At 67.6% G+C, this 22597-nt stretch carries 21 protein-coding genes; 7 read left to right on the plus strand and 14 right to left on the minus strand.

Annotated features, from left to right (window positions below; all coding sequences use genetic code 11):
- Window positions 1-67: 67 nt before the first annotated feature.
- From RCAP_RS15210 to RCAP_RS15220, 3 genes are all read left to right on the plus strand, one after another.
- Entirely contained in the window at window positions 68-1354 is a 1287-nt protein-coding gene (locus tag RCAP_RS15210) for a capsule biosynthesis protein (protein WP_013068774.1), read from the plus strand.
- Window positions 1355-1433: 79 nt separating this feature from the next.
- A complete protein-coding gene (locus tag RCAP_RS15215) occupies window positions 1434-2564 on the plus strand; it encodes a polysaccharide biosynthesis/export family protein (protein WP_238530263.1) in 1131 nt (376 codons plus the stop codon).
- On the plus strand, window positions 2564-4579 hold the full coding sequence (locus RCAP_RS15220; RefSeq protein WP_013068776.1) for a capsular polysaccharide biosynthesis protein: 2016 nt from the start codon (window positions 2564-2566) through the stop codon (window positions 4577-4579). Before RCAP_RS15215 ends, RCAP_RS15220 begins: the two co-directional genes overlap by 1 nt.
- On the opposite strand, the gene ribD is transcribed toward RCAP_RS15220, so the two are convergent.
- The 8 genes from ribD to RCAP_RS15260 form a co-directional block, all read right to left on the minus strand.
- On the minus strand, window positions 4576-5679 hold the full coding sequence (ribD, locus tag RCAP_RS15225; protein WP_013068777.1) for a bifunctional diaminohydroxyphosphoribosylaminopyrimidine deaminase/5-amino-6-(5-phosphoribosylamino)uracil reductase RibD: 1104 nt from the start codon (window positions 5677-5679) through the stop codon (window positions 4576-4578). The two genes, RCAP_RS15220 and ribD, sit on opposite strands and share 4 nt — an antisense overlap.
- Window positions 5676-6143 carry a transcriptional regulator NrdR gene (gene nrdR / locus RCAP_RS15230; RefSeq protein ID WP_013068778.1) on the minus strand — a complete coding sequence of 156 codons (468 nt, stop codon included), beginning with the start codon at window positions 6141-6143 and terminating at the stop codon, window positions 5676-5678. Before nrdR ends, ribD begins: the two co-directional genes overlap by 4 nt.
- Before the next feature lie 155 nt (window positions 6144-6298).
- Window positions 6299-6667, minus strand: coding sequence for a hypothetical protein (locus tag RCAP_RS15235; RefSeq protein ID WP_013068779.1), 369 nt, complete (start codon window positions 6665-6667; stop codon window positions 6299-6301).
- A gap of 248 nt (window positions 6668-6915) precedes the next feature.
- On the minus strand, window positions 6916-7026 hold the full coding sequence (gene cydX / locus RCAP_RS19050) for a cytochrome bd-I oxidase subunit CydX (protein WP_013068780.1): 111 nt from the start codon (window positions 7024-7026) through the stop codon (window positions 6916-6918).
- Between the two features lie 12 nt (window positions 7027-7038).
- Entirely contained in the window at window positions 7039-8196 is a 1158-nt protein-coding gene (gene cydB, locus RCAP_RS15245) for a cytochrome d ubiquinol oxidase subunit II (protein ID WP_013068781.1), read from the minus strand.
- A 4-nt stretch (window positions 8197-8200) separates the two neighbouring features.
- Window positions 8201-9781 carry a cytochrome ubiquinol oxidase subunit I gene (locus RCAP_RS15250; RefSeq protein WP_013068782.1) on the minus strand — a complete coding sequence of 527 codons (1581 nt, stop codon included), beginning with the start codon at window positions 9779-9781 and terminating at the stop codon, window positions 8201-8203.
- A gap of 220 nt (window positions 9782-10001) precedes the next feature.
- Window positions 10002-10760, minus strand: coding sequence for an EcsC family protein (locus tag RCAP_RS15255; RefSeq protein ID WP_013068783.1), 759 nt, complete (start codon window positions 10758-10760; stop codon window positions 10002-10004).
- 52 nt (window positions 10761-10812) lie between these two features.
- Entirely contained in the window at window positions 10813-11298 is a 486-nt protein-coding gene (locus RCAP_RS15260; RefSeq protein WP_013068784.1) for a GNAT family N-acetyltransferase, read from the minus strand.
- A gap of 77 nt (window positions 11299-11375) precedes the next feature.
- Between RCAP_RS15260 and RCAP_RS15265 the strand changes: the two genes are divergently transcribed.
- A complete protein-coding gene (locus RCAP_RS15265; RefSeq protein ID WP_013068785.1) occupies window positions 11376-11966 on the plus strand; it encodes a flavin reductase family protein in 591 nt (196 codons plus the stop codon).
- A 241-nt stretch (window positions 11967-12207) separates the two neighbouring features.
- On the opposite strand, the gene RCAP_RS15270 is transcribed toward RCAP_RS15265, so the two are convergent.
- Window positions 12208-13449 (minus strand): glycosyltransferase, encoded by a 1242-nt coding sequence (locus RCAP_RS15270; protein ID WP_013068786.1) that lies wholly within the window; start codon window positions 13447-13449, stop codon window positions 12208-12210.
- An 82-nt stretch (window positions 13450-13531) separates the two neighbouring features.
- Window positions 13532-14419, minus strand: a complete 888-nt coding sequence (locus RCAP_RS15275; RefSeq protein WP_013068787.1) for a DMT family transporter — start codon at window positions 14417-14419, stop codon at window positions 13532-13534.
- Window positions 14420-14541: 122 nt separating this feature from the next.
- Between RCAP_RS15275 and RCAP_RS15280 the strand changes: the two genes are divergently transcribed.
- Together RCAP_RS15280 and RCAP_RS15285 are read left to right on the plus strand one after the other, a co-directional pair.
- Window positions 14542-15420 carry an S-methyl-5'-thioadenosine phosphorylase gene (locus tag RCAP_RS15280; RefSeq protein ID WP_013068788.1) on the plus strand — a complete coding sequence of 293 codons (879 nt, stop codon included), beginning with the start codon at window positions 14542-14544 and terminating at the stop codon, window positions 15418-15420.
- A gap of 3 nt (window positions 15421-15423) precedes the next feature.
- Window positions 15424-15954, plus strand: a complete 531-nt coding sequence (locus RCAP_RS15285; protein ID WP_013068789.1) for an adenine phosphoribosyltransferase — start codon at window positions 15424-15426, stop codon at window positions 15952-15954.
- Between the two features lie 243 nt (window positions 15955-16197).
- On the opposite strand, the gene RCAP_RS15290 is transcribed toward RCAP_RS15285, so the two are convergent.
- From RCAP_RS15290 to thrC, 4 genes are all read right to left on the minus strand, one after another.
- Window positions 16198-17607, minus strand: a complete 1410-nt coding sequence (locus RCAP_RS15290) for an FAD-binding oxidoreductase (protein ID WP_013068790.1) — start codon at window positions 17605-17607, stop codon at window positions 16198-16200.
- Window positions 17608-17711: 104 nt separating this feature from the next.
- A complete protein-coding gene (locus RCAP_RS15295) occupies window positions 17712-18296 on the minus strand; it encodes a GNAT family N-acetyltransferase (protein WP_013068791.1) in 585 nt (194 codons plus the stop codon).
- Entirely contained in the window at window positions 18296-19555 is a 1260-nt protein-coding gene (locus RCAP_RS15300) for a M16 family metallopeptidase (RefSeq protein ID WP_013068792.1), read from the minus strand. The genes RCAP_RS15295 and RCAP_RS15300 overlap by 1 nt, the downstream gene beginning before the upstream one ends.
- Entirely contained in the window at window positions 19552-20958 is a 1407-nt protein-coding gene (gene thrC / locus RCAP_RS15305; RefSeq protein ID WP_013068793.1) for a threonine synthase, read from the minus strand. Before thrC ends, RCAP_RS15300 begins: the two co-directional genes overlap by 4 nt.
- A gap of 161 nt (window positions 20959-21119) precedes the next feature.
- Between thrC and tldD the strand changes: the two genes are divergently transcribed.
- Entirely contained in the window at window positions 21120-22541 is a 1422-nt protein-coding gene (tldD, locus tag RCAP_RS15310; RefSeq protein ID WP_013068794.1) for a metalloprotease TldD, read from the plus strand.
- The last annotated feature ends 56 nt before the right edge of the window (window positions 22542-22597 follow it).

Consider the following 22597-nt stretch of genomic DNA (forward strand, 5'->3'; position numbering starts at 1 on the left):
GGCACGCAATTTGTCGTGACACGCCGCAAGTCCGGGGCCAAAAGGAGGCGTTTTCACCGTGAGCCCGATGACCAGCCTTCGCCCCCGCACCTTCCTTCTGCTGCAAGGTCCGCACGGGCCGTTCTTTCGCCAGCTCGGCGCCATGCTGCGCGCCGCCGGGGCCGGGGTCTGGCGGGTGGGCTTCAACCGCGGCGACGAGGTGTTCTGGGCCGATCCCGCCAGCTACATCCGCTTTGACGCCCCCCCCGCGGATTGGCCCGCCCGGATCGAGGCGCTGATCGGGGAAAAATCCGTCACCGATCTGGTGCTTTACGGCGACACAAGGCCCGTTCATGCACAGGCCATCGCCGCCGCGCGGGCGGCGGGCGTCACCGTGCATGTCTTCGAGGAAGGCTATCTGCGCCCCTATTGGGTCACCTATGAACGCGGCGGCGCCAATGGCCATTCGCGGCTGATGACACTTTCGGTCGCGCAGATGCGCGCCGCGCTGGCGCAAAGCGAAATCGACTTCCCCGAGGCGCCGCCGCGCTGGGGCGACATGCGCCAGCATGTGTTCTACGGCGCGCTTTATCATTTCCTCGTCATGGCGCAGAACGGGCGCTATCGCAATTTCACCCCGCACCGGGGCGTCCCGGTCTTTGACGAATTCCGGCTGTACCTGCGCCGGTTGCTGCTGATGCCGGTGCAGGCGCTGGAACGGATGCTGGCGACGCGGCGGGTGCGGCGCTCGGGCCATCCGATCCATCTGGTGCTGCTGCAGCTGGAACATGACGCCTCGTTCCGCATGCATTCGCCCTTCGCCAGCCAGACCGAGTTCATCGATCTGGTGATGACCGGCTTTGCCGCGGGGGCGGCCCGGCATCATCACCTTGTCTTCAAGGCGCATCCGCTGGAAGACGGCCGCGCCCCGATCGCGCAGACGATCCGCGCCGCCACCGTCCGGCACGGGCTGGCGGGCCGGGTGCATTTCATCCGCGGCGGCAAGCTGGCGGAACTTCTGGCGCAGGCGCGCTCGGCCGTCACGGTGAATTCGACCGCGGCGCAGCAGGTGCTCTGGCGCGGGCTGCCGCTCAAGGCCTTTGGCCGGGCGGTCTTCGACAAGCCGGAATTCGTCTCCACCCAGCCGCTGCCCGAATTCTTTGCCAGCCCGAAACGGCCGGACACGCGGCTTTATCGCGATTATCGCCATTACCTGCTGGAAACCTCGCAAATTCCGGGCGGTTTCTATTCGGCGCGGGGGCGGCGGATCCTGCTGCGGCAGGTGGTCGACATGATGCTCTCGCCCGAAGATCCCTATGACGCGCTGAGCGCAGGCAGAGCGGCACCAAGGCAACAGTTGCGCGTGGTGACGTGATCGCGCTGGAAATTGCGGCGCCACATCGCTATTCTACCGGAAAAACAAGGCAATCCCCAGAGGAGCCCGAGCAGTGAGCGTGACTTTTCCCCGCAGGACCCTTTTGCTGGGTCTTTCGGCGGTGCTTCTTGGCACTGCCTCCTGTGGCCTGCCCCGGCCCGGCCCGAACAAGCGCGAGATCTTCGCCGGATCGGTGATGCGCCGCGGCGATGCCTTTGTCGTCACCGTCGATGACCATGTGGCGCGGGCGACCGCGGTGCAACCGGCGCTTGGCTTTTCCTCCAGCTTCCAGACTGCGGGCGTCGTCGGCTCGGACACGATCAACCCCGGGGACACGCTGCAGCTGACGATCTGGGAAAACGTCGATGACGGGCTTCTGGCGCAGGAAGGCACGACCGCGACGCAGCTGACCGAGGTGCAGGTCGATGGCGCGGGCTACATTTTCGTGCCCTATGCGGGCAAGATCAAGGCGGCGGGCAATTCCCCCGATGCGCTGCGCAAGATCATCACCGAAAAGCTCGATGCGCAGACCCCCGATCCGCAGGTGCTGATCGCGCGTACGGCGGGCGATGGCGCCACCGTTTCGGTCATGGGCTCGGTCGGCGGGCAGGGCGTCTATGCGATCGAACGGCCGACGCGGACGCTGTCGTCGATGATCGCGCGGGCGGGCGGCGTGACGATCAAGCCCGAGATCACCAAGATCACCGTCAAGCGCGGCGGCAAGCAGGGCACGGTCTGGTTGACCGATCTTTACAAGAACCCGAAGATGGACATCGCCCTGCGTCCGGGCGACGTGATCCTGGTCGAGGAAGACACCCGCGCCTTCACCTCGCTTGGCGCCACCGGCGCGCAGGCGCGCGTGCCCTTCGAAACGCAGACGCTCTCCGCGCTCGAGGCCATCGCCACCGTGGGCGGGCTGTCGTCCAGCACCGCCGATCCGAAGGGGGTCTTCGTCTTCCGCAACGAACCGGCGGAAATCGCCCGGGTGGTGCTGGGCCGCAACGATCTCGTCGGCGATCAGCGCATGGTCTATGTGCTCAACCTGACCGAGCCGAACGGCATGTTCCTTGCCCGCGATTTCGTGATCCGCGACGGCGACACCGTCTATGTCACCGAAGCGCCCTTCGTGCAGTGGCAAAAATCGCTCTCGGCACTTACCGGATCGGCCACGGCGGCGAATTCGATCAACAACGTCGCCTCCGGGAACTGATGCCCGAAGCGGCCCACTCCCGGCGGCTTTTTCCCTATGCGGCCGGGTTTGTGTGGCAACCGCAGCTGCGCGCGATGCTGCGCGCGGCGGGCTACAGCCTGCATCTCGGCCTGCCCGGGCCCGAAGATCGCGTCGTCGTCTGGGGCCGGTCCCCCTATGCCGCGCGCGGCGAGGCGGTGGCGGCACGGCGGGGCGTCGGTCTCGTCCGGCTCGAAGATGCGTTTTTGCGCTCGGTCCGTCCGGGGCGGGCGCGCGGGGCGGGCGGCCCGCTTGGGCTTTTCATCGACCCGTTCGGCGTGCATTTCGACGCGGCAACCCCCTCGTTGCTGGAGCGTCTGCTGGCACGGGAACCGCTTGACGACACCGCGCTTCTGGATCGCGCCCGCGACGGCATCGCCCGGCTGAAGGCGCTTCAGCTCTCGAAATACAATGACTTCGACGAAACCCTGCCGCCGCCTGCCCCGGGCTATGTGCTGGTGATCGACCAGATCCGGGGCGATGCCTCGATCGCGCATGGCGGGGCGACGGCCGCGAGCTTCCGCGAGATGCTGGCCGTGGCGCAGATCGAAAACCCCGGCGCGCGGATCGTGATCAAGACCCATCCCGAGACCCGGGCGGGCCTGCGCCCGGGCCATTACGGCCCCGCGCAGGAAGACGCCCGGACCACGCTTCTGACCGATCCGGTCGCGCCCTGGGCGCTGCTGGACGGCGCCATCGCGGTCTACACCGTGTCGTCGCTTCTGGGCTACGAGGCGATCCTGGCCGGGCACAGGCCGCGCGTCTTCGGCCAGCCCTTCTATGCGGGCTGGGGGCTGAGCGTCGATGAAAATCCGGTCCCGCGGCGGCACAGGCGGCTGACGCGGGCGCAGATCTTCGCCGTCAGCCACATTTTGGCGCCGACCTGGGTCGACCCCTGCCGCGGCCGGATCTGCCGCTTCGAGGAAGCCGTCGATCAGCTTGAGGCCGAGGTCCGCGCCTTTCGCGCCGACCGGGCGGGCCATGTCGCCACCGGCATGCGGCTGTGGAAACGCCGTCCGCTGCAGCAGTTTTTCGGCCGCGAAAAGCCCTTGCGCTTCGTCGATCCGCCCGACCGCGCCGCCGCCGTGGCGCAGGCCTCCGGTCGCAGCCTGCTGCTCTGGGCGGGCAAGGAACCCCCGGGCTTCGGCCCTCCCGCGCTGCGGGTTGAAGATGGGTTCCTGCGCTCGAAAGGGCTTGGCGCCGATCTGGTGCCGCCCTTGTCGCTGGTCACCGATGCGCGGGGGATCTATTTCGATCCGACCCGGCCCTCGGATCTGGAAGATCTGATTTCGCGCCCCCCTCCCCCCGGCGGCCTGGCCCGGGCCGAACGCCTGATCGCGGCCCTGCGCAGGGACAAAGTTTCAAAATACAACCTTGACGGGCGTACCCCCGATCTGCCGCAGGGCTATCGCATCCTGGTTCCGGGGCAGGTGGAAGACGATGCCTCGATCCGCTTGGGCGCAGGCAAGACTTGCACAAATCTGGCCTTGCTGGCGCAAACACGGGCACTCAACCCAAAGGCGATTATCCTTTTCAAACCTCACCCGGATGTCGAGGCCGGTCTGCGTCCGGGCGCCCTGCCCGAGGCCGAAGCCCTGCGCCACGCCGATCTTGTCTTGCACAAATCGAACCCGGTGGCGCTGATCGAGGCGGTGGATGAAGTCTGGACGATGACCTCGCTTCTGGGCTTCGAGGCGCTGCTTCGCGGCAAGAAGGTCACGGTGACCGGAGCGCCCTTTTATGCGGGCTGGGGGCTGACCCGCGACCTTGGCCCGGTGCCCGACCGGCGCAAGGCGCGTCCCACGCTGGCGCAGATGGTGCATGCCGCGCTGATCGCCTATCCGCGCTATCTTGACCCCGTGACCCGCCGCCCCTGCCCGCCCGAAGTGGTGATTGACCGGCTGGCCCATGGCCCCCTGCCCCGCCCCGGCCCGCTGAACCGGAGCCTTGCGAAGCTGCAGGGGCTGTTCGCGGGCGTGGCTTTCCTGTGGCGCTAGGCGCGCAGCCAGCGCGCCAGAACATCGGGGCCGATCGGCTGCAGGCTGTCCAGCCGATAGCGCGGGGCCTCTGCCAGCCGCGTCAGGCCCAGATCGCCGATCCCGGGCCGCGCATCGCCGCCCAGCACCACGCCCGCGGTGAAGCCGATCAGCTCGTCAACCAGGCCCGCCGCCATCAGACTGGCCGCGAACTGCCCGCCGCCCTCGCAAAAGACCCGGGTCAGGCCGCGGGCCCCCAGCGCCGCCAGCAGCGCCACCGGATCAAGCCCCGTGTCACGCCCCGTGTCACGCCCGGCAACCTCGATCAATTCGGCGCCGAGCCCGGCCCAGAACGCCCGCGCCTCCCCGGGCGCCTCGGCGCCGTGCAAAAGCCACAAGGGCGCCTGCCCGAGCGATCCCGCCAGCCGCCCGCGCGGCAGATCCAGACGGCGCGAGGCCACGACCCGCACCGGCGCCCGCAAGGGCTTGAAATGACGCAAGGTCAGCAGCGGATCATCGGCCCGCGCCGTGCCACCGCCGACCAGAACCGCATCGAACCGCGCCCGCAGCGCCTGCACCTGCGCGCGCGCCTGCGGCCCGGTGATCCACTGGCTTTCCCCATTCGCCAGCGCGATCCGGCCGTCGAAACTGGCCCCCAGCTTCAGCGCCAGCCAAGGCCGCCCGCGCTCGATCCGGCTCAAAAACCCCGCCTGCGCCGCCCGCGCCTCGGCCGCCAGAACCCCGGTTTCGACCGCAATCCCCGCCGCGCGCAGCATCGCATGGCCGCGCCCCGAGACCCGCGGATCGGGATCTTCCAGCGCCGAGACCACCCGCACCACCCCGGCCGCGATCAGCGCCTCGGCACAGGGCGGGGTCTTGCCATGATGGGCGCAGGGCTCGAGCGTGACATAGGCGGTGGCCCCGCGCGCGGCCGGGCCCGCCTGATCCAGCGCCCGGCGTTCCGCATGCGGCCGCCCGCCCGGCTGGGTCCAGCCCCGCCCGACGATGCGCCCGCCATTGACGATCACGCAGCCCACCGCGGGATTGGGCCAGACATTGCCCAACCCGCGCCCGGCCAGCCCCAGCGCCAGCCGCATAAAGCGGCCGTCGGCCTCGCTCACTCGGCGTCTCCGGGATGGGGGCGCAGTTCCGAGACGAATTTGTCGAAATCGTCGGCCGCCTGGAAGTTCTTGTAAACGCTGGCGAAACGCACATAGGCCACGGTGTCGATCCGGGCCAGCGTCTCCATCACGATCTCGCCGATCGCGCGCGAGGGAATGTCGGTCTCGCCCAGGCTTTCCAGCCGCCGCACGATCCCCGAGATCATCTGGTCGATCCGCTCCGGCTCGATCGGGCGTTTCTGCATCGCGATGCGGATCGAGCGCTCCAGCTTGTCACGGTCGAAATCCTCGCGCCGCCCCGAGGTCTTGATCACCACCAGATCGCGCAATTGCACGCGCTCATAGGTGGTGAAACGACCGCCGCAGGCCGGACAGAACCGCCGCCGCCGGATCGCCACATGATCCTCGGCCGGACGGCTGTCCTTCACTTGCGTATCGACATTTCCGCAAAACGGGCAGCGCATGGCATCCCCCCTCTCATGTTACCGCCTCATTTGGGGTCTGTCGCCCCGGTTATCCACAGGACTATAGGGGGGGGGCGAGGGATCGGGTAGCACAAATTGGCGGCCCCCAGATACGGGGCCGGAACTGTGGCGGCGCGGACTCAGCCGCGACCGGCTCAGGCTTTGGGCGCAACAGGGGCCGGGGCGGTCGTCAGCGCGGCCGGCTGCGCGGCGGCGCGATCCCGGGCGTAGACGGCCAGACATTCGGGCATGATGCCCAGCACCTGCACCTCCTTCGCGAAGGCGGCATCGACGGCCTCGGCCGACATCGGCTTCGACTTCTGCCCCACCGGCGCCAGCGTGCCATCGCCCTTGCCGCTCACCAGCGCGAAAAGCCCCCCGGGCTCGGCGGTGACATAGGCGAAACAGGTGCCCTTTTGCGACATCCGCGGCGCCTTCGGATCGGCGGGCAGACCCTCGACACAGGCACTCAGAACAAGCGGCAGAACCAGAAGGCAGACAGGGCGGAGGGAAGCAAAGGACATGGCGACCTCGTGAAAATCCTGCCCCACGGTAGCAGCCTGCACGACGGGGGCAAGGGGCAATGCGGCGCAAGGCCCCCCGGGCAACCGGCCCCCGTTTCTTCTTGGCCCAAATACGCCGGGGGTCCGGGGGCGGAGCCCCCGGCGGGTCGCCGCGCGGCCGCGCGGCGAAACAAAGGACCGACCGGGCAGCCCCCCGGTCGGCCAGTGAACCCGAAACGCGAAGGGACGCGGGATCGGGGATCCCTCGTTCAGACCTCTCCGTCGCGGCGCCGGTCCTCCTGCATCTCGAACCACATCGCGTTCAGCACGCCGAACATCACCGCCACCGGCAGGCCCAGAAGCCAGGCGAAATACCACATGTTGCGTCTCCTTCAGTAGGCGTTCGGATTGCGGCTGATGTCCTCGGGGCGCACCTTGCCCCAAAGCACCTTGTAGACCCAAGACGTGTAGGCCAGGATGATCGGCATGAAGATCACCGTCGAGACCAGCATGATGAACAGCGTCATCTGCGACGAGGAACTGTCCCAGACCGTCAGCGAGGCCGAGGGGTTCAGCGACGAGGGCAGGATGAAGGGAAACATGCTCAGCCCCACCGTCGAGATCACGCCGAAGATGCCGATCATCGAGGCCGTCACCGCCCAGCCGCTCCAGAGCCGCATCAGCACCACCGCCCCGCCCAGACCCAGCACCGCCAGCGCGGGCGCAACCGCGATCCAGGGCCGGGTCTGATAGGCGTCGATCCAGGAGCCGCCGCGCACCACCTCGGACAGAAGCGGGTTCGACGGGCCCAAGGGGTCGGGCGCGGTGACAAACTGATAGGCCGGGATGCCGAAGGCCAGCCAGACCCCCGCCAGGGCAAAGGTGACGATGGTCAAGACCCCCGCCCAGCTGCCGATCCGCCGCGCCCGCGCCTGCACCGCGCCCTCGGTCTTCAGAACCAGCCAGGCCGCGCCATGGGCGATATGCATCGACAGCGACACGACGCCGACGAACAGCGCAAACGGGTTCAGAAGCCCCAGCAGCTTCGTCAGCGGATTGCCCGGATAGACCGGCAACAGCGTCTCGTCGAGCGTGAAGGGCACGCCCTGCAGCACATTGCCGACCGCGACGCCAAAGATCAGCGCGGGCACCGCGCCGCCCACCACCAAGGCCCAGTCCCAGCGCGTCCGCCAGACCGCACTTTCGCGCTTGTTGCGGTATTTGAACCCCACCGGCCGCAGGATCAGCGCCGCCAGCACCAGAAACATCGCCAGATAAAAGCCCGAGAAACTGACCGCATAAAGCGGCGGCCAGGCGGCAAAGATCGCCCCGCCGCCGAGGATCAGCCAGACCTGGTTGCCCTCCCAGACCGGGCCGATGGTGTTGATGACCACCCGCCGCTCGGCGTCGGATTTGGCGACAAAGGGGTTCAGCGCCGCCACCCCCATGTCAAACCCGTCCGTCGCGGCCAGCCCGATCAAAAGGACGCCCAGAAGCACCCACCAGATCACGCGCAGCAGGTCATAGCTCAGAAGTTCATGCAGGATCATGGTCTTACTCCGCAGGTTGGGTCAGGGGACGGCGCTTGGCGGCCCAGGCTTCGACCACCTCGATGTCATGCGTCGGCCCCTTGCGGATCGCCGCCAGCATCAGCCGGATCTCGATCACCAGAAGCACGGTGTAAAGCGTCACGAAGCCCGCCAGCGTCAGCACCACATCCCAGATCGACAGGTTCGACACCGAAAGCGCGGTGGGCAGCAAGCCATCCACCGTCCAGGGCTGACGGCCGAATTCGGCGACGAACCAGCCGGTTTCGGCGGCAATCCACGGCACCGGGATCGCGAAGACCGCGACCCGCAGCGCCCAGGTCGGGAAGCGCCCGCCGCGGAAGTTCGAGGTGAAGAACATGTAGCCGATCAGGGCCAGCATGAAGAAGCCAGCCCCCACCATGATCCGGAAGCTCCAGAACAGCGGCGCCACCTGCGGCACCGTCTTCCAGGCCGCTTCGCTGATCTGCGCGTCGGTGGCCAGTTTCGGATCCTCGACCACCGTCGTCAGCAGCATCGCATAGCCCAGATCGGCCGAATGCGCCTCGAAGGTGTCCTTGACCTCGGGGGCGACATCGCCTTTCGCGGCGCGGATCTGCAACAGCGCGTCATAGGCGATCACGCCCGAACGGATCCGCCCCTCGGCCTGGGCCACCAGATCCTTGATGCCGGGCATTTCGGTGGTCAGCGAGCGGGTGCCGATCAGCCCCATCACATAGGGGATCTTGATCGCATATTTGGTTTCCCGCGCCTCCTGATCGGGGATGCCGAACAGGTTGAACGAGGCGGGCGCCTCCTCGGTGTCCCACATGCCTTCGATCGCGGCCAGTTTCATGCGCTGGTTATGCGTCGCCTCATAGCCGGACTCGTCGCCCAGCACGATCACCGAGAGGCTCGCCGCCAGACCGAAGGCCGAGGCGACGGCGATCGAGCGCCGCGCAAGGTCGATGTGACGGCCGCGCAGCAGATACCAGGCCGAGACGCCGATCACGAAGATCGAGGCGGTCACATAGCCCGCCGAAACGGTATGGACGAATTTCGCCTGCGCCACCGGGTTGAACAGAACGGCGAAGAAATCGACCAGCTCCATCCGCATCGTCATCGGGTTGAAGACGGCGCCGACCGGGTTCTGCATCCAGCCATTCGCGATCAGGATCCACAAGGCCGAGAAGTTCGAGCCGATGGCGACGCCCCAGGCCACCAGCATATGCGCCCGCGCCGTCAGCTTCTCCCAGCCGAAGAACCAGATCCCGACCAGCGTGGCTTCCAGAAAGAACGCCATCAGCCCCTCGATGGCGAGCGGCGCCCCGAAGATGTCGCCGACGTAATGGCTGTAATAGGCCCAGTTCATGCCGAACTGGAACTCCATCGTGATCCCGGTCGAGACGCCCAGCACGAAGTTGATCCCGAAGAGCGTGCCCCAGAATTTCGTCATCTGCCGCCAGATCGGCCGGCCGGTCATCACGAAGACCGTCTCCATCGTCGCGACAAGGATCGACAGACCCAATGTCAGCGGCACGAACAGGAAGTGATACATCGCTGTCGAGGCAAATTGCAGCCGTGACAGCTCGACTAATCCGAACTCCATCTCTCTCTCCAAGGTGCTCGCCCGCAGCGTCCCTTGCGGGCATGATGGTTCAGCTATGGCCAAACCCGGCGCGGACCACCCCTGCGCGGCCTGTCGCAGGGGGACAAATTGTCACAGCGGCATTCCGGCAAGGCAGCCGACCGGGGTCTCGGTCGGCGCCACCTTGGCACCGCCACATGTGCAGTTCAATGAATATGTTGCCGGGATTGCGGAAGGCGCCTCAGCGCCGGGTGATCCGCATCACCAGTTCCTCGCGCAAAAGGCCCTCGTCCTCGCCGCTGTCGCGGGCCAGCCGCTTGAGGCCGAAATGCACCCGGGCGATGTCCTGATAATAGCTGGTGAAGGCGTAATTCACCGCCGCCCCCGCCACCGCGCCCAGAACCGGCACCGCCTGGGTGGCCAGTTTCTGGCCCAGCACGGCCGCCAGCCGCGGCGCCACCTTGGCGATCAGGCTGTTCAGCCCCGGCCCGGTGATCGTCAGCCGCGCCGCCAGAAAGCCCATGTCGGCGCCGTCATCGCGCGCAAGCGGCCCCGCGGCGGCAAAGACGCGCAGACATTCAAGCCGCACGTCGTCGCTTTCGGGGTCAAAGCCATGTTCGGCGGCGATGCCCTGAATCGCGCGCAACAGCATCGTCACGGTGAAGGGCAGTTCGGCGAGCGCCCCGGGCAGACCGCCGACGCCGCCCGCCGCCCCCATCGCCGTCGTCAGCGCGGTGTTGATCCAGTCGGGCCGGTCCGCCACCACCTCGCGCGAGCGGGTGGCGACGGTGAAGGCGGTTTCCAGCGCCCGTTCGGTGGCGCCCTCCAGCCGGTCGCGGACCGGGCTGGCCAGCTTGCCCAGAACCGTCTCGGCGCCGGTGCCAACGAGCGTGATCACCTGCATCATCGGCCCCGAGGCGGCGCGATGCCGCCGCGCCAGCAGGTCCAGTTCCGCCGTCAGGCGCTTGTCGGTGACCGGATACAGGATTTCAGGTTGCATGGCTCCCCCTTGGCTGCCCCGGATATGGGAAGGCCGGGCCGGGGGCGAAAGATCAGGGCAGGAACTTTTCCACCGGGCCGCGCACGCCCTCCCACGCCCCGGGGATCAGCTCCAGCGCCAGAACCCGGTCGGGGTTGGTGGGGGGCGGCATCTCCACCCCCTCGATCTTTTCGAAGCCGAAGCGGTTGTAATAGGGCGCGTCGCCCACCAGCAGCACCCGTTCCCAGCCCAGACGCCGCGCCTCGGCCAGGCTTTCATGCATCAAAAGACCGCCCAGCCCCTCGCCCTGCCGCGTCGGGTGGACCGCCACGGGGCCCAGAAGCAGCACGCGCTGCCCGCCGACCCTGACCGGCCAGTAGCGGATCACCGCCGCCAGAACGCCATCTTCGCGCAACACAAGGCACAGCGGCGCCACCTTTTCGACGCCATCGCGCAGCCGGTAGGACGAGAGCGCGGTTCGGCCCGGGGCGAAACACAGGTCATAAAGTGCCTCGACCTCCCACCAGTCGGCTTCGGTCTCTTCCTCGAGCTGATACATGCCCCGACCCTTTGCGATTCGCCCTCGAAAGGCGCCTAACACGCGGTTATGTCAGGTTCAAATCAAAGGAGCCGCGCATGTTCTACCGCCCCGACAAGGGTCACGACCTGCCCCATGATCCGTTCCACGCCATCGTCGCGCCGCGCCCCATCGGCTGGATCTCGACGCGCGGGCAGATGGGCGACAATCTGGCGCCCTATTCGTTTTTCACCGCCGTTTCGGCCAGCCCGGCGCAGGTGGTCTTTGCCTCGACCGCGACAAAGCCCGACCGTGGCGACACGAAGGATACGGTGACGCAGATCCGCGAAAGCGGGGTGTTTTGCGTGAACCTTGTCAGCTCGGCGCTGGCGGCGCAGATGAACGCGACCTCGGCGATGCTGGCGGCGGGCGAGGATGAGTTTCTGGCCGCGGGGCTGGAAAAGGCACCCTGCGAGGTGATCGATTGCGCGCGGGTGGCGGCAGCGCCTGCGGCGCTGGAATGCCGTCTGGTGCAGATCGTGCCGCTGCTGGGGCAAAGCAACTTTCTGGTGCATGGCGCGGTGGTCGGCGTGCATATCCGCCCCGATTGCCTGATCGACGGCCGTTACCTGCCGCCCGACCGGCTGAGCCGTCTGGGCTACATGGATTACGCGACGGTGACCGAGACCTTCGAGATGGCGCGGCCCTGAAGCGTCGGGCAGGTCTGGCCGAGGCCATTGCCGAGGCCCCGCGAAACAGCGGTCCCGTGACCGCCGGGGCGCCAAAGCGTCCCGGCCAGCGCCCGCCCCGCCCATGGCGGGCGCTTCTCGCCCGCCGGGACGGGCGCCGGCCTCTGGTCCGCTTGCGGCAAACGGTCTTGGCCCGGCCCGGGCGCGACGGGCGGGGAAAGGCGGTGCCTTTCCTGATCCGCCCGAACCGGCCCCGGCCGGATCAGCCCCCGGCCCTCCGGCGCTTGCCCGCTTCGATCGCCTGTTCGAACAGCGCCATGTAGCGCGGCGCGACCTGATCCAGATGATAGGCCCGGCCGCGTTCCGCCGCCGCCGCGCCCAGCCGCGCGCGCAGGGCCGGATCGCCCGCCAGCCGCTCGATCGCGGCGATCCACTGATCATCCTCGCCGTTTTCGCCCACCGGCAGCAGCACGCCGTTCACCCCGTCCTCGATCATCTCGGGGGCAAAGGTCGCGTTCGAGGCGATCACCGGCTTGCCGCGGGCCAGGATCTCCATCAGCCCCCAGTTCCCCACCCCGAAGCGCAGCGGGTAAAGGAACAGATCGACCTGCGCCAGCGCCTCGACAAAGGTGTCATAGGGCAGCTTGCCCGGAAACAGGATGCGCTCGCCCCCGGCCGGATAGGTCCGCACCAGATATTCGGCGAAACTCGCCCCCTTGCGGAAATGGCGCTCGACCCATTGCTGTTCATAGCCATAGGTCGTGGCCTTGGGATCGCCGATCGCGGCGAAGCGGATGCCCAGCCGATCCGCCGTGCCCTCGCGCACCAGCCGGTCGACCAGCCGCACGAAAATGTCGAAGCCCTTGCAATTCGACAGATCGCGGGCGGAAAAGCCGATGGTGAAGGGGCCCGGCGGCGCGGGCGGCAGCGGCTTGATCTCGAAGCCCTCGAACTGCACCGCCACGCGCGGCTGCAATTCGGCAGGCAACAGGCTGCGCGCATAGGCCGAGGGCATGATCGTCAGATCCGATTTCAGGATCTGATGATAGCTCAGCATCTCCATGTTGCGGTCGGAAAGCCGCTGGCTGAGATCGGGCGGATAGCGCGGATCCCAGCCATGCGCGGCATAACTGGGAAATTCGACATAGGAGGCGATGGCGGCGTCGATCTCGTCATAAAGAAACAGCGGCGCCCCCCACATGCCATGGGCAAAGACCAGATCGATGCGGGTCTTGCGGCGCAGCTCGGTCAGCGCGGTCAGCACGCCGCGCGAAATCCGCGCCGAGCGTTCCGCCCGGTCGGAATAATAGTAGCCTTGCGCGCCGGTGATCTGCCCGTCGGCGGTGAAGGGCAGCAGGCGGCTGTATTTGCCGCCGTGGGTTTTCACATGGCCCCTGGAGGTCAGATACCAGGTCTCGGCCAGACCGGCCGCGTGCAGATATTCGGCAAGGCCGTTGAACTGGCCCGGGGTGACGGCGGAAACAAAGACGATCACAGGTTTCATGCGCGCAGGTTAGGCGCGGGGAAATGGCCGTGCAAGCGGGGCTCTGCCCCGCACCCCGGGATATTTCGGGCAAGATAAAGGGTCAGGGTTTCAGACGCCTTGCGCCCGCCAGAAGCGTGTAGACGCCCGAGGCGACGACAAGGGCCGCGCCTGCCAGCGTCGCACCATCCAGGCTTTCGCGGAAGACGAGGATGCCAAGGACCAGCGCGAAAAGCAGCCTTGTGTAGCGGAAGGGGGTGACGACGGCGACTTCGCCCGTCCGCATCGCCTTGGTCAGCGCCCAATAGGCGGTGACGCCAAAAAGCACCGCGCCCAGCACCGGCAGCAGGGTCGCGGGGGCGGGAACGCCCGCGCCGCCGGTGACGGCCAGGATGAGGCCGCCCGCAGGAATGAGCGCGGCAAAGCCGTAAAAGCCGAGCTGGAAATTCGTCAGCACCTTGGGCGCGGCACGGGTGGCCAGATCGCGCCCGGCAAAGCCCAGAAGGCCCAGCACGGTCCAGAGTGCGGCGGGCACGAAGCCGTCCAGCCCCGGGCGCAGGATCACCAGCACGCCCAGAAAGCCGATGCCGACCGCCACCCAGCGCGCTGCCCCCACCCGTTCGCGAAAGATCAGCGCCGCCCCCGCGACAACCACAAGCGGCGTCGCCTGCAAAATCGCCGAGGCATTCGACAGGGGCGTCAGCGCGATGCCGAGCGTGTAGCCCAGCCGCCCGGTGATCTCGAACCCGGCCTTGACCCCCATCAGCCGGCTGGCCACCGCCGGATGCCAGAGCCCCTGCCCCGAGGCCAGCGCCAGCGCCGCAAAGCAGATCATCCCGCCCAGCCCGAACAGCATCAGCACCTCGCCCACCGGCAGCGCCTTTGCCGCCTGTTTGACGAACATGTCCTCGAGCGCGAAAAGCGCCATCGCCAGCGTCATCAGCCCCGCGCCGCGGATATTCTCGGCGCCCAGTTCGCTGCGGTGATCCATGCTCTCTCCCTGCTCTGAGGTGTAAATATGACGCGGAGCGGCAGAGTTCTATGGTCTTTTCCGATCCGCCCCGCCCGCCTAAGCTGCGCGCGGCCGCGAAGGGCCAGGGCGAGGACTTTGGAATGACTGCAGACCGGATGATCGGGGTGATGGGGGGCTCGGGTGTCTATGACATCGACGGGCTCGAAGATGCGACATGGCAGCCGGTGGAGACCCCCTTTGGCGCGCCCTCGGACGAGATCCTGACCGGGCGGCTCCATGGCGTGCGGATGGCCTTTCTGCCGCGGCACGGGCGGGGGCACCGCTTCACCCCCTCGACGGTGAATTACCGCGCCAATATCGCGGCGATGAAGATGATGGGCGTGACCGATCTGGTCGCCGTTTCGGCCGTGGGCAGCCTGAAAGAGGAATACGCGCCCGGCGATTTCGTCATCGTCGATCAATATATCGACCGCACCTTTGCCCGGGTGAAGAGCTTTTTCGAGACCGGGCTTGTGGGCCATGTCTCGGTCGCGCATCCGGTTTGCGGCAGGCTTTCCGCCCATTGCGCCGAGGCCGCGCGGGCGACGGGCGTCAAGGTCCACGAGGGCGGCACCTATGTCGCGATGGAGGGGCCGCAATTCTCGACCCTGGCCGAAAGCCGTCTTTACCGCAGCTGGGGCGCCGATGTGATCGGCATGACCGGCATGCCCGAGGCGAAATTGGCGCGCGAGGCCGAGCTGTGCTATGCCTGCGTCGCGATGGTGACCGATTACGATTGCTGGCACCCGGACCACGATGCGGTCGATGTGGCGCAGGTGGTGGCCACGGCGATTGCCAATGCAGACAAGGCACGGTCGCTTGTGGCCGCCCTGCCCGCGCTCCTCAAGGGCCCGGCCGTTCCTTGCGAAAAGGGCTGCACCCATGTGCTTGATGGTGCGATCATGACCGCCCCCGCCAAACGCGACCCCGAAGTGATTGCCCGACTGATGCCCGTGATGGGCCGCGTCCTGAAAGGCTGACCGATGAAGACCGTCAAGGATTACATCCGCACCATCGCCGATTTCCCGCATGAGGGGATCATGTTCCGCGATGTCACCACGCTCTTTGCCGATCCGCGCGGCTTCCGCATGGCGATCGACCAGCTTCTGCACCCCTGGGCGGGCGAGCAGATCGACAAGGTCGTCGGCCTTGAGGCGCGCGGCTTCATTCTGGGCGGCGCCATCGCGCACCAGCTGTCCAAGGGCTTCGTGCCGATCCGGAAAAAGGGCAAGCTGCCCGGGCAGACGATTTCGCAATCCTACAAGCTCGAATATGGCGAAGCGATCATGGAGCTGCATGACGACGCGATCCAGCCGGGCGAAAAGGTGCTGGTGGTCGATGATCTGCTGGCGACGGGCGGCACCTGCGAGGCGGCGATCAAGCTGGTCGAGCGTCTGGGCGGCGAGATTGTCGGCTGTTCCTTCATCGTCGATCTGCCGGAACTGGGCGGGCGCAACCTGCTGCGCGATCTGGGCATGCAGGTGCATGTGCTGTGCGAATTCGACGGCGCGTAAGGCGCTGACACATCCTGCAGAGGTGCCCTTCGGGGCGCCTTTTCCTTGCCCCGACAAGCGGTCTTTCGGCAGGATTTTCCCGGGTGCAGAGAAGATAAATCTCCAGGGTTAATCCGGTTAACCTTTTGAAAACCCGAATCGCGCTACTCAGAACGGGCCTGATGGTTCGGCTGCTTGCAACACGTGAACCAAAAGTGCAGCGCCCTGCCTACCCCGGCAGGGCGCATTCCTTTCCGGCTCCGCTCAGCTTGCGGCGGGCAGGATCACCCCGGGATTGAGGATGCCGCGCGGATCCAGCGCCGATTTGATCGCCCGCATCATCTCCATCTTCGCCGGGTCCGCGCTGCGCGCCAGCTCGCCCACCTTCAGCCGCCCGATGCCGTGTTCGGCCGAAATCGAGCCGTCGAAACTGTCCACGACCAGCCGATGCACCGCCGCCATCACCGCGCTGCGGATCGGCTCGTAATCGTCGCGCCGCCGCCCCCCGGCCGGGAAGACGTTGAAATGCAGGTTGCCGTCGCCGACATGGCCGAAACAGTTGATGCGAAAATCGCCCATATCGGCCAGCCGCTCGGTCGCGGCGGCGATGAAGGCGGGAATGTCGGCCACCGGCACGGCGATGTCATGGCTGGAAATCGCGCCGATGCGCCGGTTGGCCAGCGGGATCGATTCGCGCATCGCCCAAAGCGCTGCCGCCTGCGCCCCCGATTGCGCCACGACCGCATCCGTCACCAGATCGCCCGCGGCCTCGTACAGATCGGCGAAGGCCGCCTCGGCCGCCATCCCGGCGGGCAGGCCCAGCTCGATCAGCACCGACCAGTCGGGATCGGCGGCAAAGGGCAGCGCCACCTCGGGGCCGACTTCGCGCAAGAACGCCAGCCCCTGCCCCGAGATCAGTTCAAAGGCCGAGACACAGCCCGCAAACCGCGCCTGTGCGAGGCCGAGAAGCTGCACCGCCGCCGCGGGGGACGGCACGGCCATGAGCGCCACCCCCTCGACCGCGGGGGGCTCGTGCAGCCGCAGACTGGCCGCGGTGATGATCCCCAAAGACCCTTCCGAGCCGATGATCAGATCGCGCAGATCATAGCCGGTGTTGTCCTTGGCCAGCCGCTTCAGCCCGTGCCAGATCGTGCCATCGGCCAGCACGACCTCCAGCCCCAGACACAAAGCCCGCGCCGAGCCATAGCGCAGCACGTTCACCCCGCCCGCATTGGTCGCCAGACAGCCGCCGATCTGCGCGGAACCTTGCGAGGCCAGCGTCAGCGGAAAGCGCTTGCCCGCCGCCGCCGCCGCGTCCTGCACCGCCTGCAGCGTCGCCCCCGCCTCGATCACCAGCGCCTGCGGCGTGACCTGTCGCACCGCCCGCATCCGCTCCAGGCTGAGAAGCACCGGCGCCGGCCCCTCGGGCGCCACCTGCCCGCCGACCAGCCCGGTGCCGCCGCCAAAGGGCACGACCCCCACGGCTTCGGCATGACAAAAGGCCAGAAGCGCCGAGACCTGCGCCACGCTTTCCGGCCGCGCCAGCACCCCCGCCTGACCGCGCCAACGTCCGCGCGGCTCTTCCAGATAGCGCGGCTCGGCCTCCCCCAGCCACAGCCCCGGCACCGCCACGGCCAGTCGTTTCACAAAAGCAGCATCCGCCGGGTTCAGCACGGCTTTCCCCTTTATCTTGCCTCAAATATCCCGCGGGGGGTCGCCGGTCGGGCGCCACCGGTTCAAGCCCGGCCGGCGACGGGCCGCGAAGCCCCCCGGCTTCCTCAGCCGATATCGGTGCGCCCGCGCCGGTCCGGGCGCAGGTTGGCGTAAAGCACATGGTTGCGCCAGCGCCCGTTGATCTGCAGATAGGCCTGCGAGACGCCCTCGTATTTGAAGCCGGATTTCTCCAGCACCCCACGCGAGGCGGCGTTTTCCGGCAGGCAGGCGGCCTCGATCCGGCTCAGATCCATCGGCCCGAAGGCATGATCCACCACCGCCGCGATCGCCTCGCGCATGAAACCCTGCCGGGCATAGCGGGCGCCGACCCAATAGCCCAAAGTGCCCGCCTGCGCCGGTCCGCGGCGGATGTTGTCGAGCGTGATCGCCCCCAGCACCCGCCCCGTCGCCCGCTCGATCAGAAAGAACGGCAGCGCCGTGCCCGCGGCTTCCGCCCGGGCCGCCCAATAGACGCGGTTGGCAAAGGCCTTGCGGCCCAGATGCTCGGCCGACCACGAGGGCTCCCAGGGCGTCAGGAAATCGCGGCTTTCGGCGCGCAGGCTGGCCCAGTCGCGGAAATCGGAATGCAGGGGCAGACGCAGCGTCATCCGCTCGGTCTCGACCTGGGGTTTCCGACGCCGCAGGAACATCAGGCCGCAAGCCTCCGCCGCAGCCCCGCCAGATCCGGCGCCGCTTCGGCGGGCCCGTAAAGCGCCAGCGCCGTGCGATCCTGCGCGATCATCCGCCCGGCATAGGACCGCACCGCCTCGACCGTCACGCCATCGATCAGCGTCGAGACCTCGTCCAGCCCCGGCACCCGGCCCCAGATCGCCAGATTGCGCGCCATCCGCTCGGCGCGGCTTGACGGGCTTTCCAGCCCCATCAGCATTCCCGCCTTCATCTGCGCCCGCGCCCGCGCCACTTCGGCCTCGGTCATGTCCTCGGCCGCGCGTTTCAGCTCGTCGATGGTCAGACCGCAGAGATCCGCCACTTCCTCGCCCGAGGTGCCCGCGTAAATCGTGATCATCCCGGTGTCGTCATAGGCCCCGGCCTGCGCGAAGATCGAATAGCAGAGCCCCCGTTCCTCGCGGATCTTCTGGAACAGCCGCGAAGACATGCCGCCGCCCAGCGCCGTCGCATAGACCTGCGCGGTGTAAAGATCGGCGTCGCGATAGCCCGGCCCCTCGAAGGCGAGCGCGAAATGCACCTGTTCCAGGTCTTTCAGCTCGCGCCGTTCATTGCCCGACCAGCGCGCCAGCTGCACCGCGGGGGCGCCGATCGGGCGCAGATGGCCGAAAAGCCGCTCGGCCTGTTTCACGATCGCGGCGTGATCGACGGCGCCTGCCGCCGAGAGGATCATCTGATCCGGCCCGTAATGTTCCGCCACGAACCGCTCGAAATCCTCGCGGCCGAAGCGTTCGATGTTCTCCGACGGCCCGAGGATCGTGCGCCCCATCGCCTGATCGGGATAGGCGGCCTCCTGCAGCCAGTCGAAGATGATGTCGTCGGGCGTATCGAGCGCCTGACCGATTTCCTGCAAGATCACATGACGCTCGACCTCGATTTCGCGCGGATCGAAGACCGAGTTCAGCACGATGTCGGAAATCACATCGAGCGCCAAACCGACATCGGCCTTCAGCACGCGGGCGTAATAGGCCGTCGCCTCGCGCGAGGTATAGGCGTTGATATAGCCGCCCACATCCTCGATCGCCTCGGCGATCTGCAGCGCCGTGCGGGTCTTCGTGCCCTTGAAGGCCATGTGCTCCAGAAAATGCGCGATGCCGTTCTGTTCCAGCCGTTCATGGCGGCCGCCCGCCAGCACCCAGACGCCGACCGAGGCCGAGGCAAGGCCCGGCATGCGCTCGGTGACGATGCGCAGGCCGTTGGGCAGCGTGGTCAGCTCGATCATGCGCGGGGCTCCCCAAGCGTCCGGGCCTTGCGGATCAAGGCTTCCAGCGCGGCCAGATCATTGGGCACCCGGGTGACGCGCTCGGGCCGCTCGAACAGATCGGCCATGCGGGCGGGCAGGCCGGGGCGCAGGCCGGTGGCAGCCTCGACCGCATCGGGGAATTTCGCCGGATGCGCGGTGGCCAGCGTCACCATCGGGGTCTCGGGGCGGGCATGGGCATGACCGACGCGGACCCCCACGGCCGAATGCGGGCACAAAAGCTCGCCCGAACGCGTCCGTTCCTCGGTGATCGTCTGCGCGGTCTCGGCCTCCGATACGCGGCCCGAGGCATAGGTTTCGCGCAGGGCCTCCAGCGCGCCTTGGGACACGGTGAAGCCGCCCTTGGTCTTCAGCTCCTCCATCAGCTGCGCCACGGCGGCGCCGTCCTTGCCATAGGCCCAGAACAGCGCGCGCTCGAAGTTCGAGGAAATCTGAATGTCCATCGACGGGCTGATCGAGGGTTTCACCCCGTCCATCCGGTATTCGCCCGTGCTCAGGCAGCGGTGCAGGATGTCGTTCTGGTTCGTGGCAATCACCAGCTGCTCGATCGGCAGGCCCATTTCGCGCGCGATGAAGCCCGCGAAAATGTCGCCAAAGTTCCCGGTCGGCACGGTGAAGCTGATCTTGCGGCCGGGCGCCCCAAGGCTGACCGCGGCGGTGAAATAATAAACCACCTGCGCCAGCACCCGCGCCCAGTTGATCGAGTTCACACCGGCCAGCCCCACCTCATCGCGGAAGGCGAAGTCGTTGAACATGTCTTTCAGCCGGTTCTGGCAATCGTCGAACGTGCCCGACAGCGCCAGCGCATGCACGTTGCTTTCCGCCGGCGTCGTCATCTGACGGCGCTGCACGTCCGAAACACGCCCGTGCGGGAACAGGATGAAGACATCGACATTCTCAAGGCCCTTGAAGGCCTCGATCGCGGCCGATCCGGTGTCGCCGCTGGTGGCGCCGACGATGGTGATGCGCTTGCCCTGTTTTGCCAAGGCGATCTGGAACAGCTGCCCGATGATCTGCATGGCGAAATCCTTGAACGCCAGCGTCGGGCCGTGGAACAGCTCGAGCAGGAAATGCCCCGGCGCAAGCTGCACCAGCGGCGCGCGGGCGACATGGCCGAAGCCCGCATAGGCCTTGGCGATGGCGCCTTTCAGCTCTGCCTCGGTGAAGGTGTCGCCGACGAAAGGCGCCATGACGCGATAGGCCACCTCCTCGTAGCTTTGCCCGGCCATCGCGGCGATCTCGTCCTTGCTCAGGCTCGGCACCGTTTCGGGGACGTAAAGTCCGCCGTCGCGGGCAAGCCCGGTCAGCATGGCTTCGGCAAAGCTCAGGACCGGGGCCTGCCCCCGGGTGGAGATATAACGCATCATTCGCCCTTCGATTTCGGTAACGCCTGATACGCGAGAACGGAAACCTTGTCAGCCCCAAGCATCAAGGCCGGGGCCTTGCCGCCTTCGCTTTTGCGCGATTGCCTTTCCTTTCACCCGGGGCGGCTATATCTGCAAGGGATCACCCAAAGGAGCCGCAGATGAGCCAGGACCGCTTCGCCCCCTTCGAGACGCAGATCGACGAGGCTTCCGCGCTGGCGATCCTGCGCGCGGCAACGGCGGGGGCCGATGATGGCGAGCTGTTTCTGGAACGGATGCGTTCGGAGAGCCTCGTCTTCGACGATGGCCGGGTGAAGACGGCCTCTTATGATGCGTCGGAGGGGTTCGGCCTGCGCGCCGTGCGCGGCGAGGTGACGGGCTATGCCCATGCGACCGAGATTTCGGAAGCCGCGCTGAAACGGGCGGCGGAAACCGCGCGGCTGGCCGTGGGCGATGGCGGCGGGGTGATGGCGGCGCCACCCGCGCGCACCAACCGGCATCTTTACGGCGCCGCCGATCCGATGGCCGATGCCGCTTTCGGCGCGAAGATCGAGATCCTGCGCGAGATCGACGCTTTCACCCGCGATCTCGACCCGCGCGTGGTGCAGGTGACGGCGACGGTGGCGGCGAGCCTGCAGGAAGTGTTCATCCTGCGCCCCGAAGGCGGGGTGCTGTCCGACATCCGGCCGATGGCGCGGGTGAATGTCTCGGTGATCGTCGAGGAAAACGGCCGTCGCGAAAGCGGCACGAATGGCGGCGGCGGGCGGATCGGTCTGGCGGGGCTGATCGTGCCCGGCCATTGGCAACCGATTGCGCGCGAGGCTTTGCGGATCGCGCTGGTGAACCTGTCGGCCGAACCGGCGCCCGCGGGGGCCTTTGATGTCGTGCTGGGTCCGGGCTGGCCGGGCGTGATGCTGCATGAAGCCGTGGGCCACGGGCTTGAGGGCGATTTCAACCGCAAGAAATCCTCGGCCTTTTCCGGCCGGATCGGGCAGCAGGTCGCGGCGAGGGGGGTCACCGTGCTTGATGACGGCACGATCCCGGACCGGCGCGGCTCGATCAGCATCGACGACGAGGGCACGCCCTCGCACCGCACCGTGCTGATCGAGGACGGCGTGCTGGTGGGTTACATGCAGGACCGGCAGAACGCCCGGCTGATGGGCGTCGCGCCCACCGGCAATGGTCGGCGCGAGGGCCATGCCCATCCGCCGATGCCGCGGATGACGAACACCTACATGCTGGCGGGCACGGCCGATCCCGCCGCCATCCTCGCCGATCTGAAGGACGGGATCTATGCCGTCGGTTTCGGCGGCGGGCAGGTCGACATCACCAACGGCAAGTTCGTCTTCAACTGCACCGAGGCTTACCGGGTGAAGAATGGCCGGGTGGGCGCGGCCTTGCGCGGGGCGACGCTGATCGGCGACGGCCCGGCGGCGATGAAGCAGATCCGCGCCATCGGCAACGATCTGGCGCTGGATCCCGGCATCGGCAATTGCGGCAAGGCCGGGCAATGGGTGCCGGTGGGCGTGGGCCAGCCGACGCTCCTGATCGGCGGGCTGACCGTGGGCGGTTCGGCCGCCTGATTCGCCGCGCCCCGGACCCGGTTCGGACCCGCCCGGACCCTCTTGCGCATTGATGC

The sequence above is a fragment of the Rhodobacter capsulatus SB 1003 genome (assembly GCF_000021865.1).
Classification (GTDB): Bacteria; Pseudomonadota; Alphaproteobacteria; order Rhodobacterales; family Rhodobacteraceae; genus Rhodobacter; species Rhodobacter capsulatus_B.

Coding starts and splice junctions, on each gene's coding strand:
- RCAP_RS15210 (WP_013068774.1), top strand. CDS start 68: ATGACCAGCCTTCGCCCCCGCACCTTCCTTCTGCTGCAAGGTCCGCAC.
- RCAP_RS15220 (WP_013068776.1), top strand. CDS start 2,564: ATGCCCGAAGCGGCCCACTCCCGGCGGCTTTTTCCCTATGCGGCCGGG.
- nrdR (WP_013068778.1), bottom strand. CDS start 6,143: ATGCGCTGCCCGTTTTGCGGAAATGTCGATACGCAAGTGAAGGACAGC.
- RCAP_RS15235 (WP_013068779.1), bottom strand. CDS start 6,667: ATGTCCTTTGCTTCCCTCCGCCCTGTCTGCCTTCTGGTTCTGCCGCTT.
- cydX (WP_013068780.1), bottom strand. CDS start 7,026: ATGTGGTATTTCGCCTGGCTTCTGGGCCTGCCGGTGGCGGTGATGTTC.
- cydB (WP_013068781.1), bottom strand. CDS start 8,196: ATGATCCTGCATGAACTTCTGAGCTATGACCTGCTGCGCGTGATCTGG.
- RCAP_RS15250 (WP_013068782.1), bottom strand. CDS start 9,781: ATGGAGTTCGGATTAGTCGAGCTGTCACGGCTGCAATTTGCCTCGACA.
- RCAP_RS15255 (WP_013068783.1), bottom strand. CDS start 10,760: ATGCAACCTGAAATCCTGTATCCGGTCACCGACAAGCGCCTGACGGCG.
- RCAP_RS15260 (WP_013068784.1), bottom strand. CDS start 11,298: ATGTATCAGCTCGAGGAAGAGACCGAAGCCGACTGGTGGGAGGTCGAG.
- RCAP_RS15265 (WP_013068785.1), top strand. CDS start 11,376: ATGTTCTACCGCCCCGACAAGGGTCACGACCTGCCCCATGATCCGTTC.
- RCAP_RS15270 (WP_013068786.1), bottom strand. CDS start 13,449: ATGAAACCTGTGATCGTCTTTGTTTCCGCCGTCACCCCGGGCCAGTTC.
- RCAP_RS15275 (WP_013068787.1), bottom strand. CDS start 14,419: ATGGATCACCGCAGCGAACTGGGCGCCGAGAATATCCGCGGCGCGGGG.
- RCAP_RS15280 (WP_013068788.1), top strand. CDS start 14,542: ATGACTGCAGACCGGATGATCGGGGTGATGGGGGGCTCGGGTGTCTAT.
- RCAP_RS15285 (WP_013068789.1), top strand. CDS start 15,424: ATGAAGACCGTCAAGGATTACATCCGCACCATCGCCGATTTCCCGCAT.
- RCAP_RS15295 (WP_013068791.1), bottom strand. CDS start 18,296: ATGTTCCTGCGGCGTCGGAAACCCCAGGTCGAGACCGAGCGGATGACG.
- RCAP_RS15300 (WP_013068792.1), bottom strand. CDS start 19,555: ATGATCGAGCTGACCACGCTGCCCAACGGCCTGCGCATCGTCACCGAG.
- thrC (WP_013068793.1), bottom strand. CDS start 20,958: ATGCGTTATATCTCCACCCGGGGGCAGGCCCCGGTCCTGAGCTTTGCC.
- tldD (WP_013068794.1), top strand. CDS start 21,120: ATGAGCCAGGACCGCTTCGCCCCCTTCGAGACGCAGATCGACGAGGCT.